This is a genomic window from Paenarthrobacter sp. PPS72 (genome assembly GCF_048537125.1).
Classification (GTDB): domain Bacteria; phylum Actinomycetota; class Actinomycetes; order Actinomycetales; family Micrococcaceae; genus Arthrobacter; species Arthrobacter nitroguajacolicus_E.
In genome coordinates, this window is the sequence record NZ_JBLYIE010000023.1 from 1 (window position 1) to 22,913 (window position 22,913).

21 protein-coding genes are annotated in these 22,913 nt (G+C 62.4%); 7 read left to right on the forward strand and 14 right to left on the reverse strand.

The window, feature by feature from the left end; translation table 11 throughout:
* Nucleotides 1–12: 12 nt before the first annotated feature.
* The 4 genes from ACLRGI_RS11860 to ACLRGI_RS11875 are packed head-to-tail and all read right to left on the reverse strand — an operon-like array spanning nucleotide 13 to nucleotide 4,454.
* Complete coding sequence (locus ACLRGI_RS11860; RefSeq protein ID WP_419201848.1) at nucleotides 13–1,998, reverse strand: ABC transporter ATP-binding protein/permease; 1,986 nt, start codon at nucleotides 1,996–1,998, stop codon at nucleotides 13–15.
* Entirely contained in the window at nucleotides 1,995–3,173 is a 1,179-nt protein-coding gene (locus tag ACLRGI_RS11865) for a peptidoglycan-binding protein (RefSeq protein WP_419201849.1), read from the reverse strand. Before ACLRGI_RS11865 ends, ACLRGI_RS11860 begins: the two co-directional genes overlap by 4 nt.
* Nucleotides 3,160–4,038 carry a hypothetical protein gene (locus tag ACLRGI_RS11870; protein ID WP_419201850.1) on the reverse strand — a complete coding sequence of 293 codons (879 nt, stop codon included), beginning with the start codon at nucleotides 4,036–4,038 and terminating at the stop codon, nucleotides 3,160–3,162. The genes ACLRGI_RS11865 and ACLRGI_RS11870 overlap by 14 nt, the downstream gene beginning before the upstream one ends.
* Before the next feature lie 35 nt (nucleotides 4,039–4,073).
* Nucleotides 4,074–4,454: a hypothetical protein gene (locus tag ACLRGI_RS11875; protein ID WP_419201851.1), complete on the reverse strand. Its 381-nt coding sequence runs from the start codon at nucleotides 4,452–4,454 to the stop codon at nucleotides 4,074–4,076.
* 215 nt (nucleotides 4,455–4,669) lie between these two features.
* Here ACLRGI_RS11875 and ACLRGI_RS11880 point away from each other — a divergent pair, with 215 nt between their 5' ends.
* Nucleotides 4,670–5,218 (forward strand): TOPRIM nucleotidyl transferase/hydrolase domain-containing protein, encoded by a 549-nt coding sequence (locus ACLRGI_RS11880; RefSeq protein ID WP_419201852.1) that lies wholly within the window; start codon nucleotides 4,670–4,672, stop codon nucleotides 5,216–5,218.
* A gap of 48 nt (nucleotides 5,219–5,266) precedes the next feature.
* Here ACLRGI_RS11880 and ACLRGI_RS11885 read toward each other — a convergent pair whose 3' ends face one another.
* A complete protein-coding gene (locus ACLRGI_RS11885) occupies nucleotides 5,267–6,229 on the reverse strand; it encodes a heme o synthase (RefSeq protein ID WP_419201853.1) in 963 nt (320 codons plus the stop codon).
* Between the two features lie 429 nt (nucleotides 6,230–6,658).
* On the opposite strand from ACLRGI_RS11885, the gene tkt reads away from it, so the two are divergent.
* Genes tkt through pgl form a run of 6 tightly spaced genes read left to right on the forward strand, consistent with a single transcriptional unit; the run spans nucleotide 6,659 to nucleotide 14,911 of the window.
* Entirely contained in the window at nucleotides 6,659–8,803 is a 2,145-nt protein-coding gene (gene tkt / locus ACLRGI_RS11890; RefSeq protein ID WP_419201854.1) for a transketolase, read from the forward strand.
* 33 nt (nucleotides 8,804–8,836) lie between these two features.
* A complete protein-coding gene (gene tal, locus ACLRGI_RS11895; protein WP_419201855.1) occupies nucleotides 8,837–9,955 on the forward strand; it encodes a transaldolase in 1,119 nt (372 codons plus the stop codon).
* Nucleotides 9,956–9,961: 6 nt separating this feature from the next.
* Nucleotides 9,962–11,593, forward strand: coding sequence for a glucose-6-phosphate isomerase (locus tag ACLRGI_RS11900; RefSeq protein WP_419201856.1), 1,632 nt, complete (start codon nucleotides 9,962–9,964; stop codon nucleotides 11,591–11,593).
* Nucleotides 11,594–11,608: 15 nt separating this feature from the next.
* On the forward strand, nucleotides 11,609–13,165 hold the full coding sequence (gene zwf / locus ACLRGI_RS11905) for a glucose-6-phosphate dehydrogenase (protein WP_419201857.1): 1,557 nt from the start codon (nucleotides 11,609–11,611) through the stop codon (nucleotides 13,163–13,165).
* Nucleotides 13,162–14,103: a glucose-6-phosphate dehydrogenase assembly protein OpcA gene (locus ACLRGI_RS11910; RefSeq protein ID WP_419201858.1), complete on the forward strand. Its 942-nt coding sequence runs from the start codon at nucleotides 13,162–13,164 to the stop codon at nucleotides 14,101–14,103. Before zwf ends, ACLRGI_RS11910 begins: the two co-directional genes overlap by 4 nt.
* Nucleotides 14,093–14,911, forward strand: coding sequence for a 6-phosphogluconolactonase (pgl, locus tag ACLRGI_RS11915; RefSeq protein ID WP_419201859.1), 819 nt, complete (start codon nucleotides 14,093–14,095; stop codon nucleotides 14,909–14,911). Before ACLRGI_RS11910 ends, pgl begins: the two co-directional genes overlap by 11 nt.
* On the opposite strand, the gene ACLRGI_RS11920 is transcribed toward pgl, so the two are convergent.
* The 9 genes from ACLRGI_RS11920 to rapZ all read right to left on the reverse strand — a co-directional run bounded on the left by ACLRGI_RS11920 (nucleotide 14,864) and on the right by rapZ (nucleotide 22,873).
* Nucleotides 14,864–15,259, reverse strand: a complete 396-nt coding sequence (locus ACLRGI_RS11920; RefSeq protein WP_419201860.1) for an RNA polymerase-binding protein RbpA — start codon at nucleotides 15,257–15,259, stop codon at nucleotides 14,864–14,866. The two genes, pgl and ACLRGI_RS11920, sit on opposite strands and share 48 nt — an antisense overlap.
* A 184-nt stretch (nucleotides 15,260–15,443) precedes the next feature.
* Entirely contained in the window at nucleotides 15,444–15,701 is a 258-nt protein-coding gene (secG, locus tag ACLRGI_RS11925) for a preprotein translocase subunit SecG (protein ID WP_017198454.1), read from the reverse strand.
* Nucleotides 15,702–15,737: 36 nt separating this feature from the next.
* Complete coding sequence (gene tpiA, locus ACLRGI_RS11930) at nucleotides 15,738–16,553, reverse strand: triose-phosphate isomerase (RefSeq protein WP_419201861.1); 816 nt, start codon at nucleotides 16,551–16,553, stop codon at nucleotides 15,738–15,740.
* Nucleotides 16,554–16,627: 74 nt separating this feature from the next.
* Nucleotides 16,628–17,854, reverse strand: coding sequence for a phosphoglycerate kinase (locus ACLRGI_RS11935; protein WP_419201862.1), 1,227 nt, complete (start codon nucleotides 17,852–17,854; stop codon nucleotides 16,628–16,630).
* Nucleotides 17,855–17,863: 9 nt separating this feature from the next.
* Entirely contained in the window at nucleotides 17,864–18,874 is a 1,011-nt protein-coding gene (gene gap, locus ACLRGI_RS11940; RefSeq protein WP_419201863.1) for a type I glyceraldehyde-3-phosphate dehydrogenase, read from the reverse strand.
* A 271-nt stretch (nucleotides 18,875–19,145) separates the two neighbouring features.
* Nucleotides 19,146–19,769 (reverse strand): superoxide dismutase, encoded by a 624-nt coding sequence (locus tag ACLRGI_RS11945; protein ID WP_419201864.1) that lies wholly within the window; start codon nucleotides 19,767–19,769, stop codon nucleotides 19,146–19,148.
* Between the two features lie 174 nt (nucleotides 19,770–19,943).
* Nucleotides 19,944–20,924, reverse strand: a complete 981-nt coding sequence (gene whiA, locus ACLRGI_RS11950; RefSeq protein ID WP_017198459.1) for a DNA-binding protein WhiA — start codon at nucleotides 20,922–20,924, stop codon at nucleotides 19,944–19,946.
* 9 nt (nucleotides 20,925–20,933) lie between these two features.
* Nucleotides 20,934–21,950 carry a gluconeogenesis factor YvcK family protein gene (locus ACLRGI_RS11955; protein WP_419201865.1) on the reverse strand — a complete coding sequence of 339 codons (1,017 nt, stop codon included), beginning with the start codon at nucleotides 21,948–21,950 and terminating at the stop codon, nucleotides 20,934–20,936.
* On the reverse strand, nucleotides 21,950–22,873 hold the full coding sequence (gene rapZ / locus ACLRGI_RS11960; protein ID WP_024821013.1) for an RNase adapter RapZ: 924 nt from the start codon (nucleotides 22,871–22,873) through the stop codon (nucleotides 21,950–21,952). Before rapZ ends, ACLRGI_RS11955 begins: the two co-directional genes overlap by 1 nt.
* Between the last annotated feature and the right edge of the window lie 40 nt (nucleotides 22,874–22,913).

The following is a 22,913-nucleotide window of genomic DNA, read 5'->3' on the forward strand; positions in this document are numbered from 1 at the left end:
GGACTTAATCATCTAGGCCCGGATTAGTTGCGCCGGGTTGGAACGCATGGCCAGCAGGGCCGGATAAACAGCCGACAACGTGCCGCTGGCAAGTCCCGCCCCAATGCCCCACAGCGACGCGTACCAGGGGAGCACAGCGGCCCAACCTTCACTGGATGCGTAGGCCAGCACAGCACCCATGCCCACAGCTGCGCCTGCAGCACCGCCCAATACGCCCACCACGGCGCCTTCAGTAAGGAACATCGAGACCAGCACCCCTCGCCGCATGCCCAAGGCAAGCCGCAGTGCAATCTCACTGGAGCGCGCCAACACGCCCAGATACATGGTGGTTCCGGCGCTGAGGCAGGCCATGGCGAGCAGGATACTGGAGACAATGGCTACCAGCCTGCCGAGGTCCGTGTTGATCCCTTGTTTGAGCTCCCGAAGGTCTGCGACCGTCTGCACCTCTACGGTCCCCGGTTCAGCAGGGTTCAGGGCTTTCGGCAGCGCCTCGGCAATGGCTGCAGGCATCCCCGGATGCGTTTGAAGGACCAGGCTGGCAGCCACTTTGCCGGTCAAGGAGTAGGACCCGACTCCCACCATCACCGCTGACGGCAGCACCGGGTCACGGCCCGGCTCATCAATCATCCCCACCACCGGAACCGGCTGGCCATACAGCCACACAACGACGCCGGGACCTGGCTTTGCGATGCCCAGCTCCTTGGCGGCATCCCGGCCCAGGATAGCGACGGGCCCTCCGAAGGAGTGGTCGAGCAAGGCTGCATCACCGTAGGACACAACTGCCCCTTGGATTCGAAGGTAGGCGGAGTCCACGATCCGGACGGCCCCGTTGAACGACGGTTGGCCAGGAAAGGTTGCTGGCCGAAAGGTGGATGGCTGCACCACTGACGATGAGATTTCGGCGATGACTCCGGCGTCGTGCACTCCGGAGAGCCTCATGGATGCTTGGAGATCACGGTTGACAGCTTCCCACGAGGCATATCCATCTTCGCGCGTCACCCGGACTTCGTCGTTCGCGGCCGCGTCGATCCGGGCAGACACCTTGACAGAGGCGCTCTCGCTCAGCCCGATTGCCGCAACCAACCCTCCGCTGCCAAGGAGAAAAGCGAGGATCAGGAGGAGTGCCTTAGCCGGACGAACGGTCAGCCCGGAGAACGCGTCGGCAACAGCATCTGCGGCCCCATGACGCAGGCTCGGAGCGAAGGCACGGTTGCTTTCGCGAACTTGAGTTGTTGTTGCTGGAATGCCGGCCTCGGCCCTGCTATCGTCGGCGAGGCCCCTGCTGTATCCGGTGTCCTCGATGATGGCTCCATCGCGCATCGTGATGATGCGGTCAGCGGCTCCCGCAACCTCGGGGTCGTGGGTCACCATGGCCACAGTGGTTCCGGCATCACTGAGCTCGCGGAGATGTTGGATGACGATCTTGCCGTTCGCGGTGTCCAGGCTGCCTGTGGGTTCGTCTGCGAGGACAACCGTCGGCGCTCCCATCACTGCCCTTGCGATAGCCAGACGTTGACGCTCTCCCCCGGACAACAGCGACGCCGGGGTTGCTGCCCGATGCCCGAGTCCGAACCTTTTCAGTGCAGGCATGACGAGTTGCTTCTGGTCCTTCATCCCTATACCCCGTACACGCAGCCCCAGCACGGCGTTGCGTGCCGCGGCGTCCCGGCCCACCATATGTGATTCCTGGAAGACGAACCCGAAAACATCGGCCCGCAGGGCTGCCCTCTGTCTCTCGCCGAGATCTGCGACTCTCACTCCCCTGATGGAATAGGAGCCCCCGGTTGGTGTGTCCAAGAGGCCGAGGACGTTGAGCAGCGTGGACTTTCCCGAACCGGAGGGGCCCACAATGGCAACGAACTCCCCTTCGTGGATATCAAGGTCCACGTCCACCAGCGCCTTCATCCCGGGAAAGCCGCGGTTAACGCCCCGCAGGCTGAGGAGGGGCAGGCGCTGCGCGTATCCGGACGATTCCCGGGATGGCAGGAGCGCCTTCATTGGAGTTTCACTTGATCCCCAACAGCCAGACCGTCCACGTCCGCGATCGCCGCCCACCCATCCACCTGCGCGGTGACCTTCACCTCCAAGCGGCGGGGCCCGCTGTTCCGTTCGATGAGCTCGCTGTTCCCTTCGATGAGTAGGTACGGTATCCCGCCGTCCTGGCGAATCGCTATGAGTGGGACTGCCAGTGACTCCGCAACTGCGCTGCCTGCGGTCATGGTGACTGATTGGCCTGCCGCAAATCCCTGGGTGCCCGGCGGTAAAGCTACGGTGATGTCCTTTCCAGGGATTTCGTTCTTGCTTTGGTCACCCTCCAGGAAGGCGCTGACCTGTACCACCGTGGTGTCCAGGACCGTTGAACCGGCTCTCACCGTTACGGGCGCACCCACCACGAAACTCTCGGATTGGACAACGTCTGCACGGGCGATAAAGGTGTCATCAGCCACCCTGACCCGGGCCACGATCCCGTCTTCGGCCAAGATGGAACCGGCGCCCGCGATGGAAGCTACAGTCCCGGTGTCACCAGGGATCTGGACAAATTCCCGCCAGCGAAACATGGCGTCCGGTGAGTTCTTTGGTGCTGTATTGGCAGTTGTCTCCTGAGGGAGTGGAGCGGGGGCTTTGAACCCCGAGGCTTTGTACCACGATGCCAGTGCCTGCTGAGTGGCCGGGTCAAAGGTACCTGTTGTGGTGCAGGCATAACCGAAGGACGCCAAGACCCCTTGGAGGGCTTTGACATCCGGACCCGAGTCGCTGGGGTTGATGTCACGATACAACGGCACGCTGCTGGGCAACACCAGCAGTGGCCTGCCTGAGACGACCGCCAGCAATTCACCGGGAACCACGGGACTCCCAACCTCTTTTGCCGCCTCGGTCACCACGAGTCTGTCGACACCTGCGGCGGGGCTCGCCCGAAGTGCAGACTCGGCACCTGGAACAACTTTCCCGGAAAGAACCACCTGTTTGACCACCGCACGGCGCTCCACCGCTGCCGAAACAGGAACCGCAACGGCAAGGGACGGAACGGGCGCCGTCCCCGCCGCGGTGGACGCACCCACCCAGTAGGCTCCGCCCAAAGCTGCCAGCACAGCGAGCGATGCGGCCGGAAGCAGCCACCACCGCGGGACGCGCCTCATGCCCCGCCGAATCAGCTGCGACTCAGAGTCTTGCATCAGCCACGCCATGGTCCCGAAGTATTTGTTTGGCTCGTTCGACGGCGGCTGACTTCTCTTCTGCCAAGGAGTTGAGCTCAGCCTGATGGTCCTTCATCTGCGCGGCCTGGTACTCGGCGAGAATGTCATAAGGTTTCCTGGCACCACCGCTTGCGTCCTTGCAGTCAACGTCCAGTAGGGCAACCCGAATCTCGTCTTCCTTGGAGCCGCCCGACGTCAGATTCCACGAATCCGGCTCAGCGACCTTGAGGCCTTTGCCGGACACGCAATCCTCCCAAGCCTGCCGGAAAGCCAAGTACTCGGAATCGCGTTCGGTCAGTGCCACTGCGTTACGCGTGATTTGGTTCTGGATGGAAGTGTCACCGAGCAGGCCCTCCAGAAGTTCAGGCAAGCCGGCCCTCCCCACGGAGTTGGTGCACTTCGTTTCCGCCGCCTGATGCTCAGCGCTGAGGACGGGGCGCTCGGGTTGTTCGTCCATCACACCAGGAATTTTCCGGATTTCGGGCATGGCGCCGTTCTTCGCAGCCAACTTCCGCGACCATTGTCCATATCTACCGTCCTGCAGGGCCCTGCCTCCGCCTCCCCAAGGAGCCACCTCAAAGCCGGCCTTCTTTACGCAGTCAAATATGAGGGACGCGACTGCCGAATTGACCAGGACGTTTTCCCGGTCGGAGTACCAATAGGCACTCATGGGCAGGACCACCTCGCCGGTGATTTCATTGAGGGACGCCCGGGCATTCGCGCCGGCGCTCCGATCAATGGCAGGCACGCTGAGACCGGGAGCAGGCCCGTCTGGCCGGTCAGGAGCACTGGAGCACGCCGTGCCGACGATCGTCGCGAGGATCGCGAGCACGGCCAGTGCCACTGAGTGCAGCTTTTTAGTCTTGAACGACAAGAGAATTAGCCCCAGACGCTCGTGATTTCATCGTCCCAGTTCCGGGTAGGCGACATGTAAATGCCCCGCAGATCGTTTGACGCATTGCCGGCCCGAAAGATCACACTGTTACCAACGAAATTGTTGTCAACATAGAGGTAGACATACGGCGAAGCTGGATCTGAGGCCGGTCCGACTACTAAGGAGCTCCCCTTGTCATTGGCGTCGACACCCACGTTGTAGGTGACCCAACCGAAGGACCTGGAGGTGCCGGTGAACCAGTAATTGTCGTAAAGGCATACTCGTGCGGTGGAGCAGGCAGGCGCCGCCTCGGCTGCAGTGACTCCCCCCAAAACCGAAGCTGAAGCAACTGCCAGCACTCCGGCGGTGCGCAAGATGTTTTTCATGGATATCCCCTAGGTTCGTGCAGGCGGAACAGCTCTGTTCCATCACGAACCCTAGGGGTTTGAGGCCTACACCTAGACGAGTTTTCACGAATTAGGTGGCGTTCCGGCAAGAATTAGGTGCCCGAAACCTCCAAACTAGGTGCTGCTGGGTGGCTTCTAGGTGCAGACTCGAGGGGGCCCAATGCCGCGCCACTCTCGTCAGCCAAACTGGTCATGTGCAGAAAACGGCGGTGTTCGTGGAAGGCGAGAGCGACCATCTAGCGGTGAAAGCGATGGCCCGGCGCCTTGGTCATGACCTGCAAAAGCAACGCGTTTCGGTCGTTCCGATGGGCGGGGCCACCAACATTGTCCATTTCCTTGACCGCTACGGTCCGACAGGGGAAAACCACCGTTTGCCGGGCCTCTGCGATTCCGGAGAGTTCTGGGTCACCGCCCGCGCCTTCAGTAGGGCCTGTATCGGCTCTGCTTCGTTGAACGACCTGGGGTTCCAGGTCTGTGACACTGATTTGGAGGGCGAACTTGTGCGTTGCCTGGGCGTTGATGTGGTGATCGAAATGATCGCCAATCAAGGGGAGCTTGCCTCATTTGAGCTTCTCCAGCGCCAGCCCTCGTTGCGGGACCTACCTGTTGAAACGCAGCTGCGGCGATTCTTCGGTGGCCGGAGCGGCAACAAGATCCGTTACGCGCCCTTGCTGGTCTCTGCACTACTGTCCGGCAATGCTGCTCCCCCGCTGGCTCGACTGGTTGCATCTTTTGGTAGGTGAGCGAGCGTTGGGATTATGCCCGACGGAGGTGAGCGAGCGTTGGGACTGCTAGGCGCCGACGATCGCTGAACCGATGAACGGGTCAACCGCCAAGGCGATGAACAGTAAGGTCAGGTAGCTGATAGAGCCGTGGAACACCTTCATGGCGCCCTTGTTGGAGACATCGCCACCTTGTGCGCGCTTGTACAAGGCGTGACTCTCGTAGAGGAACCAAGCTCCGGCAGCAACAGCGACGATCGTGTAAACCCAGCCCGCCCCGCCCACCGGGACCATCAGCAGCGAGCAGGCAACCATGGCCCAGGCGTAGAGGACCACCTGCACGGAAACCACCTTTGCACCGGCAATGGCGCCGAGCATGGGCACCTTGGCGTTGCGGTAGTCCTCGCCGTAACGCATGGAAAGCGGCCAGTAGTGAGGAGGCGTCCAGAGGAAAATCACCATGAAGAGGACGATAGCGGGCCACTCAACAGTGTTGGTCACAGCAGCCCATGCGATCAGCACTGGGAAGCATCCGGCAGCGCCACCCCAAACGATGTTCTGGGCGGTGCGGCGCTTCAGGATCATGGTGTAGATAACTACGTAGAAGACGATCGCGCCGAGGCCCAGCCAAGCGGAAAGCGGGTTGGCGCCGAACCACAGGATGGCGATGGAGGCAGCGCCCAGGATCCACGCAAAGATCAGGGCCTCGCGCGGGGTGACCTCGCCGGTAACCAGTGGACGCTTCTCTGTGCGGTGCATCAGTTTGTCGATGTCGCGATCGATGTAGCAGTTGAATACGCCTGCGCTGCCGGCCGCGAACGCGCCGCCAACGAGGGTTGCCAGGATCAGGCCTATGGACGGAAAGCCGCGCTGGGCAAAGATCATGGTGGGAAGCGTGCTGACCAGGAGCAGCTCGATGACGCGGGGTTTCGTCAGAGCCAGATACGCCTTGAACTTACGGGATATTCCGATGCTTCCCCGGGCCGGGGACGCGTTAAGGGGCGTATCAGTTGTGCTCACGGCGGCAGTCACTCTGTTCTATGCTCTGGGTTTCTCGCAGCGGTTGCCGCCCCGGTTGTCGAATAGCGAACACGGGCGCACGAACCGCTGCTGGCCTCCAAATATCATACCGTGGCCGAAAGAGGCCCGATGTCCGCAAAATACGTCATTGTTTCCGAATCTTCACCTCTCCGCCGTGCCATCGTGATTCATATAAGGGAATTTCTGTCCAGTTAGTGGGATTCCCTGAGTTCCATGACACGTTTAGGGCTAAGCTGTTGAGCAGATCAGCACACGTTGACCGTCCGGGAAACCGTATTCTCGGATATCCGTGCGTCTGGATGAGAGATCAACGTTTCAATGGTGAACGGCTGGTAGACACATTGCAGCGGGCGCCATCCTGTGCTTCCTGCGTGCCGTGTCCATACGCCTGCCGTCAGCACAGAGAGGGGCTCGGTTTTCGTGCCACATTTGGAAGAGCAAGAACTGTCATGGACCGATCTGGACAAGAAGGCTGTTGACACTGTTCGCGTGTTGGCCGCTGACGCCGTGGAGAAGGTCGGTAACGGCCACCCTGGTACGGCGATGAGCCTGGCACCGGCAGCGTACCTGCTGTTCCAGAAGCTGATGCGCCATGACCCGAAGAACCCGGACTGGATCGGCCGCGACCGGTTTGTCCTGTCTCCCGGTCACACGTCGCTGACCCTTTACATCCAGTTGTTCCTCTCCGGGTACGGCCTGGAGCTGAAGGACCTTGAGGCACTGCGTACGTGGGGTTCGTTGACCCCGGGCCACCCCGAGTACAAGCACACCGCCGGTGTGGAAATCACCACCGGCCCGCTGGGCCAAGGGCTGGCTTCTGCTGTTGGTTTCGCTTACTCCCAGCGTCGCCAACGCGGATTGTTCGACGCCGATGCTCCCGCCGGCGAATCGCCGTTCGACCACACCATCTGGGTGATCGCCTCCGACGGCGACCTTCAGGAAGGTGTCACGTCCGAGGCTTCCTCGCTCGCCGGACACCAGGAACTGGGCAACCTCGTAGTGATCTACGACGAGAACCACATCTCCATCGAAGACGACACCGACGTGGCGTTCACCGAGGACGTCCTGAAGCGTTACGAGGCCTACGGCTGGCACACCCAGCGCGTTGACTGGACCCGCCCCAGCGAAGACAATCCGACCGGCGACTACGTCGAAGACGTTCAGGAACTCTACGCAGCCCTGCTCGCTGCGAAGGCTGAGACGAACAAGCCGTCCATTATCTCGCTGCGTACCATCATCGGTTACCCTGCCCCGAAGAAGCAGAACACCGGCAAGATCCACGGCTCCGCCCTGGGCGCCGAGGAAGTCGCTGCACTGAAGAGCGTGCTCGGGTTCGATCCGGCCAAGTCCTTCGATGTTGACGAAGACGTTCTGGCACATGCCCGCAAGGTTTTGGACCGCGGTGCCGAGTCCCGCACTGCCTGGCAGAGCTCGTTCGAGGCATGGCAGTCCGCCAACCCCGACGCCGCTGCCCTGCTGGAACGCGTTGAAGCCAAGAAACTGCCCGTGGGCATCGATGCCGCACTGCCGGTGTTCGAGGCCGGCAAGGACGTTTCCACCCGCGCGGCTTCGGGCAAGGTCCTGAACGCAATCGGCCCGGTCCTTCCTGAGCTTTGGGGCGGTTCTGCCGACCTCGCGGAGTCCAACAACACCACTATTGAGGGTTCGCCGTCGTTCATCCCGACGTCGCGTTCCACGGATGCCTGGAAGGGCAACCCGTATGGTCGTGTGCTGCACTTCGGTATCCGTGAGCACGCTGCCGCGTCGATCGTGAACGGCATTTCCCTGCACGGCCGCACCCGTGCTTTCTCGGGCACGTTCCTGATCTTCTCCGACTACCAACGCCCGGCGATCCGCCTCGGCGCGCTGATGGGTGTCCCGTCGCTGTACGTCTGGACGCACGACTCCATCGGCCTGGGCGAAGACGGACCCACCCACCAGCCGGTGGAGCAGCTCGCCTCGCTGCGCGCCATCCCGGGCCTGGACGTTGTCCGCCCCGGCGACGCGAACGAGGTCTCCGCTGCATGGAAGGCCATGCTGGAGAACCATGAGAACCCGGCAGGCATTGTCCTGACCCGTCAGAACATCCCCACCTACGCCCGCGGCGAAGGCGAAGCAAACGGCGACACGTTCGGTTCCACCGCAGGTGTTGCCAAGGGCGGCTACGTGCTGGCCGAAGCCTCCAAGAACGGCGAAACCGTGGACGCGCAGGTCATCCTGATCGGCACCGGCTCCGAGGTCCAGCTTGCCGTGCAGGCCCGCGAAGCCCTCCAGGCTGAAGGCATCGCTGCACGTGTTGTGTCCATGCCGTGTGTTGAGTGGTTCAACAAGCAGGACGAGGCCTACCGCGAGTCGGTACTCCCGGCCTCCGTGAAGGCCCGCGTTTCGGTTGAGGCCGGCTTGGCACTGGGCTGGCGCGAATTCGTCGGCGACGCCGGTCGTTCCATCTCCCTGGAGCACTTCGGCGCCTCGGCTGACTACAAGCGGCTCTTCAACGAATTCGGCATTACTGCCGAAGCCGTTGCCGCCGCCGCCAAAGACTCCCTCGCAGACTCCAACGCATAACAGTCTGCTTCCCTCTCACAAGGAGAAAAACACATGTCTACAACTCCCACACAGCAGCTCTCCGACGCCGGCGTCTCCATCTGGCTTGATGACCTTTCCCGCAACCGCTTGGAGACGGGCACCCTGCAGAAGCTCATCGACGAGAAGAACGTGGTTGGTGTGACCACCAACCCGTCGATCTTCCACGCCGCCATCACTGCCGGCACGGATTACGACGCCACCATCGCAGCCCAGGCCGCGGCCGGTGCCAGCGTCGAAGAGACCATCTTCGAAATCACCACCACGGACGTTGCTGACGCCTGCGATCTCTTCGCGCCGATCGCCGCCGCCACCAACGGTGTGGACGGCCGCGTCTCCATCGAGGTGGACCCCCGCCTCGCGTGGGACACCGCAGGCACCATCGCCGAGGCAAAGCACCTCTACGCCAAGGTCAACAAGGACAACGTCCACATCAAGATCCCGGCAACCCTTGAAGGCCTCGAAGCCATCACGGCAACTCTGGCCGAGGGCATCAGCGTCAACGTGACCCTGATCTTCTCCCTGGAGCGCTACCGCGCGGTCATCAACGCTTTCCAGTCCGGCCTTGAGCAGGCCAAGGACAACGGCCACGACCTTTCCAAGATCCACTCCGTAGCATCGTTCTTCGTCTCCCGCGTGGACTCTGAGATCGACAAGCGCCTTGACGCCATCGGGACCGATGAGGCCAAGGCACTCAAGGGCAAAGCGGGTGTCGCGAACGCACGCCTGGCCTACCAGGTCTACGAAGAGCTCTTCTCCACCGAGCGCTGGGCAGTGCTGGCCAAAGCCGGCGCCCTCCCCCAGCGTCCCCTGTGGGCCTCCACCGGCGTCAAGGATCCTGCCTACCCGGACACCCTCTACGTGACCGAACTCGTGGCTGCAGGCGTGGTCAACACCATGCCGGAGAAGACGCTCGACGCTACGTTCGACCACGGCGTAGTCACCGGTGACACCATCACCGGTACCTACGACGAAGCAAACGAGACGCTCAACGCCCTCGAAGCCCTCGGCGTCTCCTACAACGACGTCGTGACCCTCCTTGAAACCGAAGGCCTTGAGAAGTTCGTGGGCTCCTGGAAGGAACTCCTCGCCGACGTCGAAGGCGCACTCGCCACTGCACGAAAGGCTTCCTAACCCACCATGAGCACAATCAGCTACGACGCCAGCGGCGCCGCGCAAGAGGCAATCGCCCGGCACATTGACAGCCTGGTAGAGGATAAGATCGCAACCCGGATTTTTGCCAAGGACCACACCTTGTGGGGTCCGCAAGCGGAGTCCGAGTCGGCGATCCGTCTCGGGTGGGTAGACGCTGCCACCGTGTCTCAGGCCTTGGTTGGGGACATTCTGGAACTTCGTGATGCCCTACGCGCCGAAGGAGTGTCCCGCATTGCCCTGTGTGGCATGGGTGGATCTTCGTTGGCTCCCGAGGTCATTGCCGGCACCGCCGGCGTCGAGCTGACTGTGCTGGACAGCACTGATCCTGAGCAGGTCGGTGCTGCCTTGGCGGACCGGCTGGCGGAGACGGCTATCGTCGTTTCCTCCAAGTCGGGCTCCACCGTTGAGACCGACTCCCAGCGTCGCGTGTTCGAGAAGGCGTTCAATGACGCCGGCATCGACGCCAAGAGCAGGATTATCATCGTCACGGACCCGGGTTCGCCCCTGGACAAGGCTTCCCGCGAGGCCGGCTACCGCGCCGTGTTCAACGCCGACCCCAACGTCGGTGGCCGTTTCTCGGCACTGACCGCTTTTGGCCTGGTGCCCAGTGGACTGGCCGGCGTAGACATCCAGGCGTTCCTGGACGAGGCAGAGGAAGCTGCTGAGGTCCTCAACGACGACTCGGCAGGCAACATCGGCCTGGCCCTGGGCATTGCGCTGGGTGGTACCAGCCCGCTGCGCAACAAGATCGTCATCGCCGAGGACGGATCAGGAATTGTCGGTTTCGCCGACTGGGCCGAACAACTCATCGCGGAATCCACGGGCAAGCTGGGCACGGGTGTCCTGCCGGTTGTCGCCGGCCCGGATTCCCCGGAAGCGCTGAACGGTGCCGAGGACGTCCTGGTGGTTCGACTGGTGGACGCAGATGCCGATGTCGAGCTTCGGGACAACGAGGTCGCCATTGCAGGTGGTCTGCCTTCCCAAATGTTCGTCTGGGAGTTCGCCACCGCGGTGGCTGGACGCCTATTGGGCATCAACCCGTTCGACCAGCCCGACGTCGAGGCGGCCAAGGTTGCGGCCCGGGGTTTGCTGGACGCACGTCCGGAACCCACCCCCGCAGCCTTCACCGACGGTGCTGTGGAAGTTCGCGGCGGCGACTGGCTGGGCTCCGCGTCCTCCGTGTCGGAAGCTGTGCAGGCACTCCTTGCCCAGCTCGGCACGGATGGGTACTTGAGTGTTCAGGCCTACCTTGACCGTATTTCGCACGCACCCCTTGAAGGCATCCGCGATGAACTCGCAGCCGTCAGTGGTCGTCCCGTGACGTTCGGTTGGGGTCCCCGCTTCCTCCACTCCACGGGCCAGTTCCACAAGGGCGGACCGGCCATCGGTGTCTTCCTGCAGGTCACTGCCGCGTCATCCACCGATCTCGATATCCCGGAGCGTCCCTTCACCTTCGGTCAGCTCATTGCTGCCCAGGCCTCGGGTGACGCCCAGGTACTGGAAGGCCATGGCCGGCCCGTGTTGCGTCTGCACCTCACCGAGCGCGCTGCCGGTGTGGCCCAACTCCAGGAAGTCGTCGCTGCGCTGGCCACCCAAGCCAGTGCACTCGAAAGCTAAGGCACAGAACCAAACATGCCAGAAACTGAAAACGGCAGGAAGAACGCCGGTCTCCGGAACCCTTTGCGGGATCCGCGGGACCGGCGCCTGAACCGCATCGCCGGGCCGTCGTCGTTGGTGTTCTTCGGAGTCACCGGCGACCTCGCCCGTAAGAAGCTCATGCCGGCGGTCTATGACCTCGCCAACCGCGGCCTTTTGCCTCCCAGTTTTGCGTTGGTGGGCTTCGGCCGCCGCGAGTGGGACAACGCCGACTTCGCCGCTGAGGTCAAGGAAAACGTCAAGGCTTATGCCCGGACCAAATTCGATGAAGCGGTATGGGAGCAGCTCGCTTCCGGTATCCGTTTTGTCCAGGGCGAATTCGACGACGACGACGCTTTCGAGCGCCTCGGCGACGTCCTGGATGAACTGGACGAGACCCGCGGCACGCGCGGTAACCATGGCTTCTACTTGTCCATTCCGCCCAAGGCCTTTGAACAGGTTTGCCGCCAGCTCTCCAAGCATGGTTTGGCGCAGGCCAAGCCGGGGCAGTGGCGGCGTGTGGTGATCGAGAAGCCGTTCGGGCACGACCTCGAGTCCGCCCGGCAGCTGAACGACATTGTGGAGTCGGTGTTCCCCCCGGATGCGGTGTTCAGGATCGACCATTACCTGGGGAAGGAGACGGTGCAGAACATCCTGGCGTTGCGTTTCGCGAACCAGTTGTTCGAACCGCTCTGGAATGCCAACTACGTGGACCACGTCCAGATCACCATGGCCGAGGACATCGGCACCGGTGGGCGTGCAGGCTACTACGACGGCGTCGGTGCGGCCCGTGACGTCATCCAGAACCACTTGCTGCAGCTGCTCGCGTTGACGGCGATGGAAGAGCCGATCTCCTTCAACGCCGATGACCTGCGGGCTGAGAAGGAAAAAGTCCTCGCGGCGGTCAAATTGCCCGACGACCTTTCCACCCACTCGGCGCGTGGTCAGTTCACCGGTGGTTGGCAGGGTGGGGAGGAAGTCCTGGGATACCTGGACGAGGACGGCATCCCCGCTGACTCGAAGACCGAGACATACGCCGCGATCCGGGTGGACATCAACACCCGCCGCTGGAACGGTGTGCCGTTCTACCTGCGCGCAGGCAAGCGACTGGGCCGCCGCGTGACCGAAATCGCCGTGGTGTTCAAGCGGGCCCCCAACCTGCTGTTCCGTGACCACGGTGAGGACGACTTCGGCCAGAACGCAGTGGTCATCCGGGTGCAGCCCGACGAAGGTGCCACGATCCGTTTCGGTTCCAAGGTTCCGGGCACGCAGATGGAAGTCCGCGATGTCACCATGGACTTCGGCTACGGCCACTCCTTTACCGAATCCAGCCCCGAAGCATACGAGCGGCTCATCCTCGACGTGCTCTTGGGTGAACCTCCCCTCTTCCCGCGACACCAGGAAGTCGAGCTGTCCTGGAAGATCCTTGACCCGTTCGAGGAATACTGGGCCGGCTTGGATGAACAACCGCAACCCTATGCACCGGGCAGTTGGGGACCGGCCTCGGCCGACGCCCTGCTGGCCCGTGACGGACGAACCTGGAGAAGGCCATGATCGTAGATCTTCCCGACACCACCACCTCCAAGATCTCCAAGAAGATCATGTCCCTGCGCGAGCAAGGCGGCGTTATCGCCTTGGGCCGTGTCCTGACCCTGGTGGTGGTGACCAAGTCCGGGCAGGAAGAAGAGGCCATCGAGGCAGCCAATGAAGCCAGCCGGGAACACCCTTGCCGGATCATTGTCCTGGCTGATGCCGGCGTAGAGGGCCCGGACCGGCTCGATGCCCAGATCCGTGTGGGTGGCGACGCCGGAGCCTCCGAGGTCATTGTCTTGCGCGGACACGGGCACATGGCCCACGAGAGTGAATCCCTCGTAGCGGCCCTGCTGCTCCCGGACGCTCCGATCGTGGCCTGGTGGCCCCACGGCGCTCCGGAAAGCGCCTGTGAGACCTCCATCGGCCGGATTGCCCACCGGCGCATCACGGACTCGGCCAACGAACCGGACCCGCGCCTCGCTTTGGAGAACATCCGCGCCACCTACAAAGCCGGCGACACCGACCTCGCGTGGACCCGCCTGACGAACTGGCGCATGCAACTCGCCGCCGTTTTCGATCAAGTGGACGGCGACCCGGTCTCAGCAGTGGCCGTGGAGGGCGCCTCGGACTCCCCGAGTACGCTCCTGCTGGCTGCCTGGCTCAGCATGGCCCTCCAGGCCCCTGTCACGATCGTTGCCGATCCGGCGGGGACAGGTATCCGCAGGGTACGCCTCACGCGCGCCAGCGGCGACGTCCAGCTCTTCCGTCCGGGCTTGTCCGTGGCCGAGCTCACCCAACCGGGCCAGCCGGCGCAGCGCATCACCCTCCCCCGTAGAAGCCTCAAGGATTGCCTCGCTGAGGAACTCCGACGGCTGGATCCGGACGAAGTATTCGGAGAAGTGATTACGATGGGACTTCCACTTACCAGCCAGAGGAGAGTCCAGACCAGTGCACGCTGAGCCAAGAGTAAGCATCCACCCCGACTCCAAAGTGTTGATGGCCGCCATCGCCGCGCGGCTCATCACCAAGCTTGTGGATGTCCAGGACAAGCATGGCGAAGCCACGGTGGTCCTCACCGGCGGGACCGTTGGCATTGGAACCCTGAAGGCTGTGGCAGACTCCGCTGCGGCACCTGCCGTCGACTGGTCAAGGGTGAATTTCTGGTGGGGCGACGAGCGGTTTGTCGCCTCAGACAGCGATGACAGGAACACCCGTCAAGCACACCAGGCTTTGCTTTCCCACTTGGCCGTAGATCCGGTCCGGGTTCACGAACCCGGCTCCGCCGATCAGTATGCCACCGCGGACGAGGCAGCAGCAGCATACGCTGATGAGCTCAAGGCGGCCGCCGAGGCCGAGCACGCAGCTGACACGTCGGACAACAGGCCTGAGAGGCCCGGGATCCTGCCGCGCTTTGACATCCTGCTCCTCGGTGTCGGACCCGATGCGCATGTTGCATCGCTCTTCCCCGAGCAGGCCGGAATCCGTGAGAAGTCACGCACGGTAGTGGGCGTCGAGAACTCACCCAAACCGCCGTCGTCGCGTATTTCCTTGACACTTCCGGCCATCAACACCGCCCAGGAAATCTGGATGGTTGTTGCCGGCGAAGACAAGGCCGGTGCCGTGGGCTTGGCCTTGGCCGGCGCCAACCCCGTCCAGGTCCCGGCAGCGGGACCGGTGGGTCGGGCGAGGACACTGTGGCTTATTGACGAGAACGCGGCGTCACGAGTCCCCCAGCAGTTGGTCCGGAAGGACCCTGCGGGCGCGTAACCTATCGAGCGCTCCAGCCAGGACCCCTTCGGCTTCCTGGCTGGAGCGTCTTTCTTTAACGTAGTCCAGGTGCGATTTGAAGATTTCGTCTTCAGGTCTTGGTGGGGCCGGATGGGTGGGATCCCGTGTAGCGGGCGAACCACACTTGGGACAATCCCATGTTCTGGGAATCTGCTCGTCGGGCAGCTTAAGAAAGACAAGCCGCGTCTCATGCCCTTTGGCGCACCAAAAGGGGACACGAATACGAGGCAGCTGTTCTCCGGCGCCGTGGTCGCTCTGATGTTGTGGAGCTGAACCTTGGGGTACACCTACGCGGGTGCCGCGATAACCAGACGTGCCATGAACCATTTTCGAACCCCTCGCGACTCGGTGGCGGGCCGTCACGGCCAACAGGAGTCAGTCTAGTGCGAAGGGCTCGACGGCGGCAGTACCGTTGGGTGCCACGGGCAAAGAAAAACTCGGGCAAAGAAAAAGGGGAAGCTCCGTCATGGAACCTCCCCTTTTTCGGGAACAACTATTTTTCCGGGAACACCTAGGAATCGCCACCCGAAGTAAATCGCATGATCAGGCCCAGGCCGATGATCACGACGCCCCAGGTGATGCCAAGAATGATGGTGAAGCGGTTCAGGTTACGCTCGGCTACGCCGGACGAACTTAATCCGGAGCTCATTCCGCCACCGAACATGTCGGACAAACCGCCGCCACGTCCCTTGTGCAAGAGGATGAGCAGCGTCAGCAGAAGGCTGGTGATGCCCAGCAGGATCTGCAGAATGACTTGAAGAACGTCCACGACGGCCTTTCGAAGAAGCGGATAACGGGAGCCGGACTAGTCTGTGACGAGGTGGCTCTCGAACCTGACAATGTTAGCAAACTCGGCGGGGTCCAGGCTGGCGCCACCCACAAGCAACCCGTCAACGTCGCTTTCAGCCATGATGGCGGCGGCATTGTTGGCCTTTACGGAGCCTCCGTAAAGAAGGCGTGTCTTCGCTGCAACTGTCTCGTCGAAGAGTTCTGCAAGCTCGGCACGGATTGCTGCACACATTTCCTGTGCGTCTTCCGGGCCGGCTACTTCGCCGGTGCCGATGGCCCAAACGGGCTCGTACGCCACAACCAGTTCAGCAGCCTGCTCGGCGGTGAGTCCTCCGACACCGGCGCGCAACTGTGCCAGGGTGTGGTCCACGTGAGTACCGGCCTGACGGATTTCCAGGCCCTCGCCTACGCAGAGTACGGGAGTGACTCCGTGCCGGAAGGCAGCCTTGACCTTGGCGTTCAAAACGTCATCGGACTCGTTGTGAATGGTGCGGCGTTCACTATGGCCTACCAGCACGTAGGCGCAGCCCAGCTTGCTGAGGAACTGGCCTGAGATGTCGCCGGTGTAGGCGCCGGAGTCGAACTGGGAAAGGTCCTGGCCGCCGTAGACAACTTCCAGTTCGTCCCCCTGAACCAGGGTCTGGACACCGCGAAGGTCGGTAAAGGGCGGAAACACTGCCACCTCGGCGCGGCTGTAGTCGTGCTTGGCATCGGACAATGTCCAAGCCAGCTTCTGCAGCAGGGTGATGCCTTGGACGTGGTCCATGTTCATCTTCCAGTTGCCGGCGATGAAGGGTTTGCGGACGAAGTTGCCGTTGGCAGAGGTAGTCACATGAACTCCAAAGAATGCGTTGAGATATGGAACGACCGGCAGGGCGGGGTAACGCCCTGCCGGTCGGTTGATGCTTAGCGGTCCAGAACGCTCAGACCGGGAAGTTCCTTGCCTTCAAGGTATTCCAAGCTGGCGCCGCCACCGGTGGAGATGTGGCCGAACTGCGAATCCTTGAAGCCGAGGGTACGAACGGCTGCGGCTGAATCGCCACCACCGACAACGGTGAACGCAACCGTATCCGTCAGTGCCTGTGCAATGGCGCGGGTGCCACTGGAGAAGGCCTCGAATTCGAAGACACCCATCGGGCCGTTCCAGAACACGGTCTTAGCTCCCTCGATCTGGGCCGCAAATGCCGATGCCGATTCCGGGCCGATGTCCAGGCCAATGCCGGAAGCGCCGAAAGTGCTCTCCTCAATGGCGTCAGCCTTGACGACCTCATGCTCAGCATCCGCTGCGAAACGGCTGGCAACCACGACGTCTGTGGGGATCACGAACGAGGTTCCGGCATCGGATGCGCGCTTGAGGTAGTCCTGGACGACCGGAATCTGGTCTTCCTCAAGGAGGCTGCCCGCAACCTTGTGCCCGGCTGCTGCCAGGAAGGTGAAGAGCATGCCGCCGCCTACAAGGATGGTGTCAGCCTTGCCCAACAGGTTGTCAATGACTGCCAGCTTGTCTGAGACCTTGGAGCCGCCTAGAACCACGACGTAGGGACGCTGCGTATCCGTTGTGAGCTTCCGAAGAACCTCTACTTCGGTGTGTACCAGGTCCCCCAAATAGGACGGCAGGCGTGTGGCGACATCGAAGACACTGGCGTGCTTCCGGTGGACAGCGCCGAAGGCGTCATCCACGAATGCCCCGTTGTTACCCGTGAGGGCAACCAGCTCGTCAGCGAAAGCCCCGCGCTCGGCGTCGTCCTTGCTGGTCTCCCGCGCATCGAAGCGAACATTTTCCAAGACGAGGACTTCGCCATCCCCGAGTCCGGCTGAGAGCTCCTTGGCGGAGTCCCCCACAGTGTCCTTGGCCAACTGGACCTTGAAGTCCGCGAGCTCCGCCAGGCGGGCCGCAGCAGGCTTCAGCGAGTACTTGTCCTCGGGGGTGCCTTTGGGGCGTCCGAGGTGGGCGGTTACGAGCACACGGGCACCGGCGTCCGAGAGCTTCTTGAGGACCGGAAGAGAGGCCTTGATGCGGCCGTCGTCGGTCACTGCAGAGCCGTCGAGCGGCACATTCAGGTCACTTCTGACCAGAATGTACCGCCCGCGGACACCTTCAGCGATGAGTTCGTTGAGGGTGTGAGATGTCATGTGTCTACCCTAGCCCAGCTTGGATGCGACAAGCTCCGTGAGGTCTACGAGGCGGTTGGAGTAACCCCACTCGTTGTCATACCAGGAAACAACCTTGACCTGGTTGCCGATGACCTTGGTAAGGCCGGAATCGAAGATGGAGGACGCAGGGTCTCCTACGATGTCCGAGGAAACGATGGGAGCATCCGTGTAGCTAAGGATTCCGGCGAACTGCTCGGATTCAGCGGCAGCCTTGACGGCAGCGTTGACTTCCTCGACCGTGACCTCGCGGGAAACAGTAACGGTGAGGTCCGTGGCGGAACCTGTGGGGACGGGAACGCGGATGGCGTAACCATCCAGCTTGCCCTTCAGTTCCGGGAGGACCAGGCCGATTGCCTTGGCAGCACCGGTGGACGTGGGGACCATGTTGATGGCAGCAGCACGGGCACGGCGGAGGTCGCCGTGGGGACCATCCTGCAGGTTCTGGTCGGCGGTGTAGGCGTGGACCGTGGTCATCAGGCCACGCTCGATGCCGAAAGCGTCATTGACAACCTTGGCCAGCGGGCCGAGGCAGTTGGTGGTGCAGGACGCGTTGGAGATGATGTTGTGTGCTGCGGGATCGTAGAGATCCTGGTTGACGCCCATGACGATGGTGATGTCTTCATCGCTGGCAGGTGCCGAAATGAGGACCTTCTTGGCGCCGGCATCAATGTGCTTCTGAGCCGCTGCTGCCTTGGTGAAGAAACCTGTGGACTCGATAACGATGTCCACGCCCAGCTCGCCCCAGGGGAGGTTGGCGGGATCGCGCTCGGCCAGAACGGTGATGGACTTGCCATCGACTACCAGGTTGCCATCCACAACCTCCACCGACTGGGTGAGGCGGCCACCGACGGAGTCGTACTTCAGGAGGTGGGCGAGGGTCTCAGGGCTGGTGAGGTCGTTGACTGCCACGATCTCAAGGTCTGCGCCCTGGGCCAGTGCTGCGCGGAAGTAGTTACGGCCGATGCGGCCGAAGCCGTTGATACCAATACGGGTGGTCACTATGTGTCAATCTCCTTGGTGCTCTTGCAAGCACGCCTAGTGAGTCGGATCAAATATTTCCAACTAACAGACCCCGCACGTCTTTGGGCAGAGGTGATTATCAGATCGGAGGGCGACCAGCCACGTTGCTGAAGGCTAACCGCCTTCCGTGATCCATCTTACGTTTAACTAAGCCTGCCCCCGCAACTGCGGAGGCAGGCTTTCCAGCATTTGGCCCCAATTCACGCCAAAAGTGACTTTTGTTACACCGGCGTGAACCAGGGCTCACCAGCTAGAGGACGATGAGGCCCGTCGCGTTGGCGCGGGCAGCTTCGAAGCGCTTGGCGACATCTGCCCAGTTGACGATGTTCCAGAACGCCTTGACGTAGTCAGCCTTGACGTTGACGTAGTCCAGGTAGAAGGCGTGCTCCCACATGTCCAGCATCAGCAAAGGCGTGGTACCCACTGCAACGTTGCCCTGCTGATCGTAGAGCTGCTCGATGAGGAGGTTTCCACCGATGGGCTCGTAGGCCAGGAAAGCCCAACCGGAACCCTGCAAGGCCAACGCGGCGGCGCTGAACTGGGCGCGGAAAGCATCAAAGGAACCGAAAGCGTCATCGATGGCAGCAGCCAGTTCGCCTTCGGGCTTGTCGCCACCGTCCGGGGAGATGTTGTTCCAGAACACGGAGTGGTTGATGTGCCCGCCGGTGTGGAACGCGAGGTCCTTGGAGAGGCGGTTGATGTTGGCGAAATCATTCTTCTCGCGCGCTTCGGCCAGCTGGGAGAGGGCGTTGTTGGCGCCTGCAACATATGCCGCGTGGTGCTTGCTGTGGTGCAGCTCCATGATCTTTGCCGAAATGTGCGGCTCGAGTGCTGCGTAGTCGTAGCCGAGCTCGGGCAGAACGTACTCTGTCACGAAATCCTCCAATGTAATGGACTCACGTCCGGGTTGGTAACTCTCGTTATTTCATCCGGCCAGCGGACCGGCCGGAAATCCTTGGCGAAGAAGACTGCTCTTGCCTCCACCGGGAACAACCCGCGGTGGCGTCGCAGTATTTCCTCCACACTTTCTCGATTCTATGGGTGTGCGCTACTCGTCCATCATTTCCGGAGTCACATTTGCCTCAGTCCCCGGGATGCCCAGATCCAAGGCACGTTTGTCCGCCATGGCCAGGAGCCGGCGGATACGGCCGGCTATGGCGTCCTTGGTCATCGGCGGATCGGCAAGTCGGCCAAGCTCATCCAGGCTTGCCTGCTTGTGCGCCACCCGGAGCTCTCCGGCGTACTTCAGGTGGTCCGGGACGTCGTCTCCCAGGATCTCCAACGCACGGTCCACCCTGGCGCCAGCTGCTACTGCAGCTTGGGCTGAGCGACGAAGGTTGGCGTCGTCAAAATTGGCAAGCCTGTTGGCGGTGGCCCGGACTTCCTTTCGCATGCGCCGTTCTTCCCACACCATCAGGGCGTCATGTGCGCCCATACGGGTCAGGAGGGCAGCGATGGTGTCCCCGTCCCGGATTACCACGCGGTCTACGCCGCGGACTTCCCGCGCCTTGGCCTGGATGCCGAGGCGGCGGGCTGCACCGACCAAGGCCAAGGCAGATTCAGGACCGGGGCAGGTCACCTCAAGGGAAGACGATCGGCCTGGTTCAGTCAATGAGCCATGGGCGAGGAAGGCGCCCCTCCACACTGCCTCGGCATCGGCAGCCGAACCGTTGACGACGGCGGACGGAAGACCCCTGACAGGACGTCCACGGCCGTCCAGCAAGCCTGTTTGACGCGCCAGCGCCTCCCCGTCCCGCACGACGCGGACAACATAGCGGCTCCCCCGGCGCAGACCGCCTCCGGAAACCACAATGATTTCGCTTTGGTGGCCGTAAACCTCGGCGATCGCCGCGCGGAGACGACGGGCCGTGGAAGCGAGGTCAACTTCAGCCTCAATGACAATCCGTCCGGAGATAATGTGCAAGCCGCCTGCAAAACGCAGCATTGCCGAAACCTCCGCCTTGCGGACCGAAGATTTCTTGATGTCCAGCCGGGACAGTTCGTCCTTGACCGACGCAGTAAGTGCCATCGCGTATTCCTAACTGTTCCCGAAAATATCGTGGTACGCCGCTGCCAACAGCAGTGGATCATGGACGGGGCGGCGCCTCGACGCCCCTACTCTACCCAACACCACTTCGGCGCCGATCATCGCGGCCGCCTTCTCAAAGGCCTTGAGATCCTGCACGGCTGCGGGATCCGCGAGGACGACGTCGACGGTGAACTCAGGTGCGTAGCGGCGCAGGACATCCAAATGGTCTGCTGCCGTCATGCCGGACGTTTCCTTTGTTTCCACGTCCAGGTTCATTGTGAGGCAACGCTTCGCAGCGGTATCGCCGAGGGCGCGCCGCAACTCGGGCAGCAGCAGGTGGGGCAGAACCGAGGTGTACCAGGAGCCGGGACCCAGAATGACCCAATCAGCAAGCTCAATCGCGGTGAGTGCCTCGGTGCAGGCAGGAGCGGCTTCGGGCAGGAGCGTGACTTCTTCCAGCTTTCCAGCCACCGCACATTTCGCCTGCCCCCGGACTGTCCTGAGCTCATGCCCGCCATCGGGCAACTCCACGCGTGCCTTGCCCTCGATGGTGAGGGGAACGCTGGACATGGGGAGCACCTGTCCCCGGGCGCCCAGCAATGCTCCAGCCCACTTCAAGCCGGCCACCGTGTCTCCCAAGAGCTCCCAAAGCGTGACGATGAGCAGGTTCCCCATGGCATGGTTGTCCAGTGAGCCGCCCTTCGCGGAACCGGCTTCGAAGCGATGCTGCATGACGTCGCGCCAGGTACGGCCCCAGTCAGTGTCGTCACAAAGGGCGCTCAGGGCCATCCGCAGGTCCCCGGGCGGGAGGACGCCGTACTCGTCGCGCAGACGCCCGGAGCTGCCGCCGTCGTCCGCTACCGTGACGATTGCCGTGAGCTCGGAAGTGAGCAGACGCAGCGCGGACAGCGATGCAGCCAGACCATGGCCACCTCCCAGGGCGACCACCGAGGGACTCTTCTTCTGCTGGCTGCCGGCAACTCCTTTGGGCGGAATAAGGGGCAGCGGGCCAGTCAGGACTCCCACTACTCGCGTCCCAGGTCGCGGTGGGTGGTGGTTACAGTGACGCGTGGGTACTGGGCCAGGCGCTTGGAAAGTTCCATGGTGACTGCTACGGAACGGTGCTTACCGCCGGTGCAACCCACCGCCAGTGTGGCGTAGTGCTTGTTTTCCTGGCGGTAGCCATCCAAGACAGGTTCCAAGGCCCGCACATAGCGATCCACGAATTCCTGCACACCCTCCGCGCCGAGGACGTAGTCGCTGACGTCCTGGTCCAAGCCGGTGTGGGGCCGAAGCTGGGGTACCCAGTGCGGGTTGGGGATGAAGCGGGCGTCGGCCACGAAGTTCGCGTCCACGGGAAGCCCGTATTTGAACCCGAAGCTCATGACGTTCAGGCGAAGTGTCACCGGCCCGGTATCGCTGAACAGTTCCGTGATGGCCGTTGCCAGGCCATGGACATTGAAATCGGACGTGTCCAGAACGACGTCGGCATGCTCGCGCAGCTCACGAAGGACCTCGCGTTCGATGCCGATACCGTCAAGGATCCTTCCGCCGCCCTGCAAGGGATGCGGGCGGCGACCCTGCTCGAAACGGCGGACCAAAACGTCGTCGTTAGCGTCCAGGAAGAGAACGCGGAAGGTGATGCCGCTCGCGCTCAGCGCACCCAAGGCTGTCTGGATGTCAGTGAAGAGGTCCTTGCTGCGAACGTCCACCACCACGGCCAGCTTGGGAATGGACTTCGGCGCATGGGACACAATCTCCGCCAAGGTGCCCAGCATTTGGGGAGGAAGGTTGTCCACCACGTACCAGCCGTGATCCTCCAAGGCATCGGAGGCGGTGCTGCGTCCGGCACCCGACATGCCGGTAACCACCAACAGCTCTGCCTCAGGCGGCTTCACGGGCGTCAGGCCGTCCTGCTCCGTGCCGGACCCTGCCGTAGCCTCATCCATCAATTGTCCCCGTTTCGTAGGAAGTGGTCATTCAAAAGCT

Coding starts and splice junctions, on each gene's coding strand:
- zwf (WP_419201857.1), top strand. CDS start 11,609: ATGCCAGAAACTGAAAACGGCAGGAAGAACGCCGGTCTCCGGAACCCT.
- ACLRGI_RS11910 (WP_419201858.1), top strand. CDS start 13,162: ATGATCGTAGATCTTCCCGACACCACCACCTCCAAGATCTCCAAGAAG.
- whiA (WP_017198459.1), bottom strand. CDS start 20,924: ATGGCACTTACTGCGTCGGTCAAGGACGAACTGTCCCGGCTGGACATC.
- tal (WP_419201855.1), top strand. CDS start 8,837: ATGTCTACAACTCCCACACAGCAGCTCTCCGACGCCGGCGTCTCCATC.
- ACLRGI_RS11865 (WP_419201849.1), bottom strand. CDS start 3,173: ATGCAAGACTCTGAGTCGCAGCTGATTCGGCGGGGCATGAGGCGCGTC.
- rapZ (WP_024821013.1), bottom strand. CDS start 22,873: ATGGATGAGGCTACGGCAGGGTCCGGCACGGAGCAGGACGGCCTGACG.
- ACLRGI_RS11900 (WP_419201856.1), top strand. CDS start 9,962: ATGAGCACAATCAGCTACGACGCCAGCGGCGCCGCGCAAGAGGCAATC.
- ACLRGI_RS11920 (WP_419201860.1), bottom strand. CDS start 15,259: ATGGTTCATGGCACGTCTGGTTATCGCGGCACCCGCGTAGGTGTACCC.
- ACLRGI_RS11935 (WP_419201862.1), bottom strand. CDS start 17,854: ATGACATCTCACACCCTCAACGAACTCATCGCTGAAGGTGTCCGCGGG.
- ACLRGI_RS11875 (WP_419201851.1), bottom strand. CDS start 4,454: ATGAAAAACATCTTGCGCACCGCCGGAGTGCTGGCAGTTGCTTCAGCT.
- ACLRGI_RS11860 (WP_419201848.1), bottom strand. CDS start 1,998: ATGAAGGCGCTCCTGCCATCCCGGGAATCGTCCGGATACGCGCAGCGC.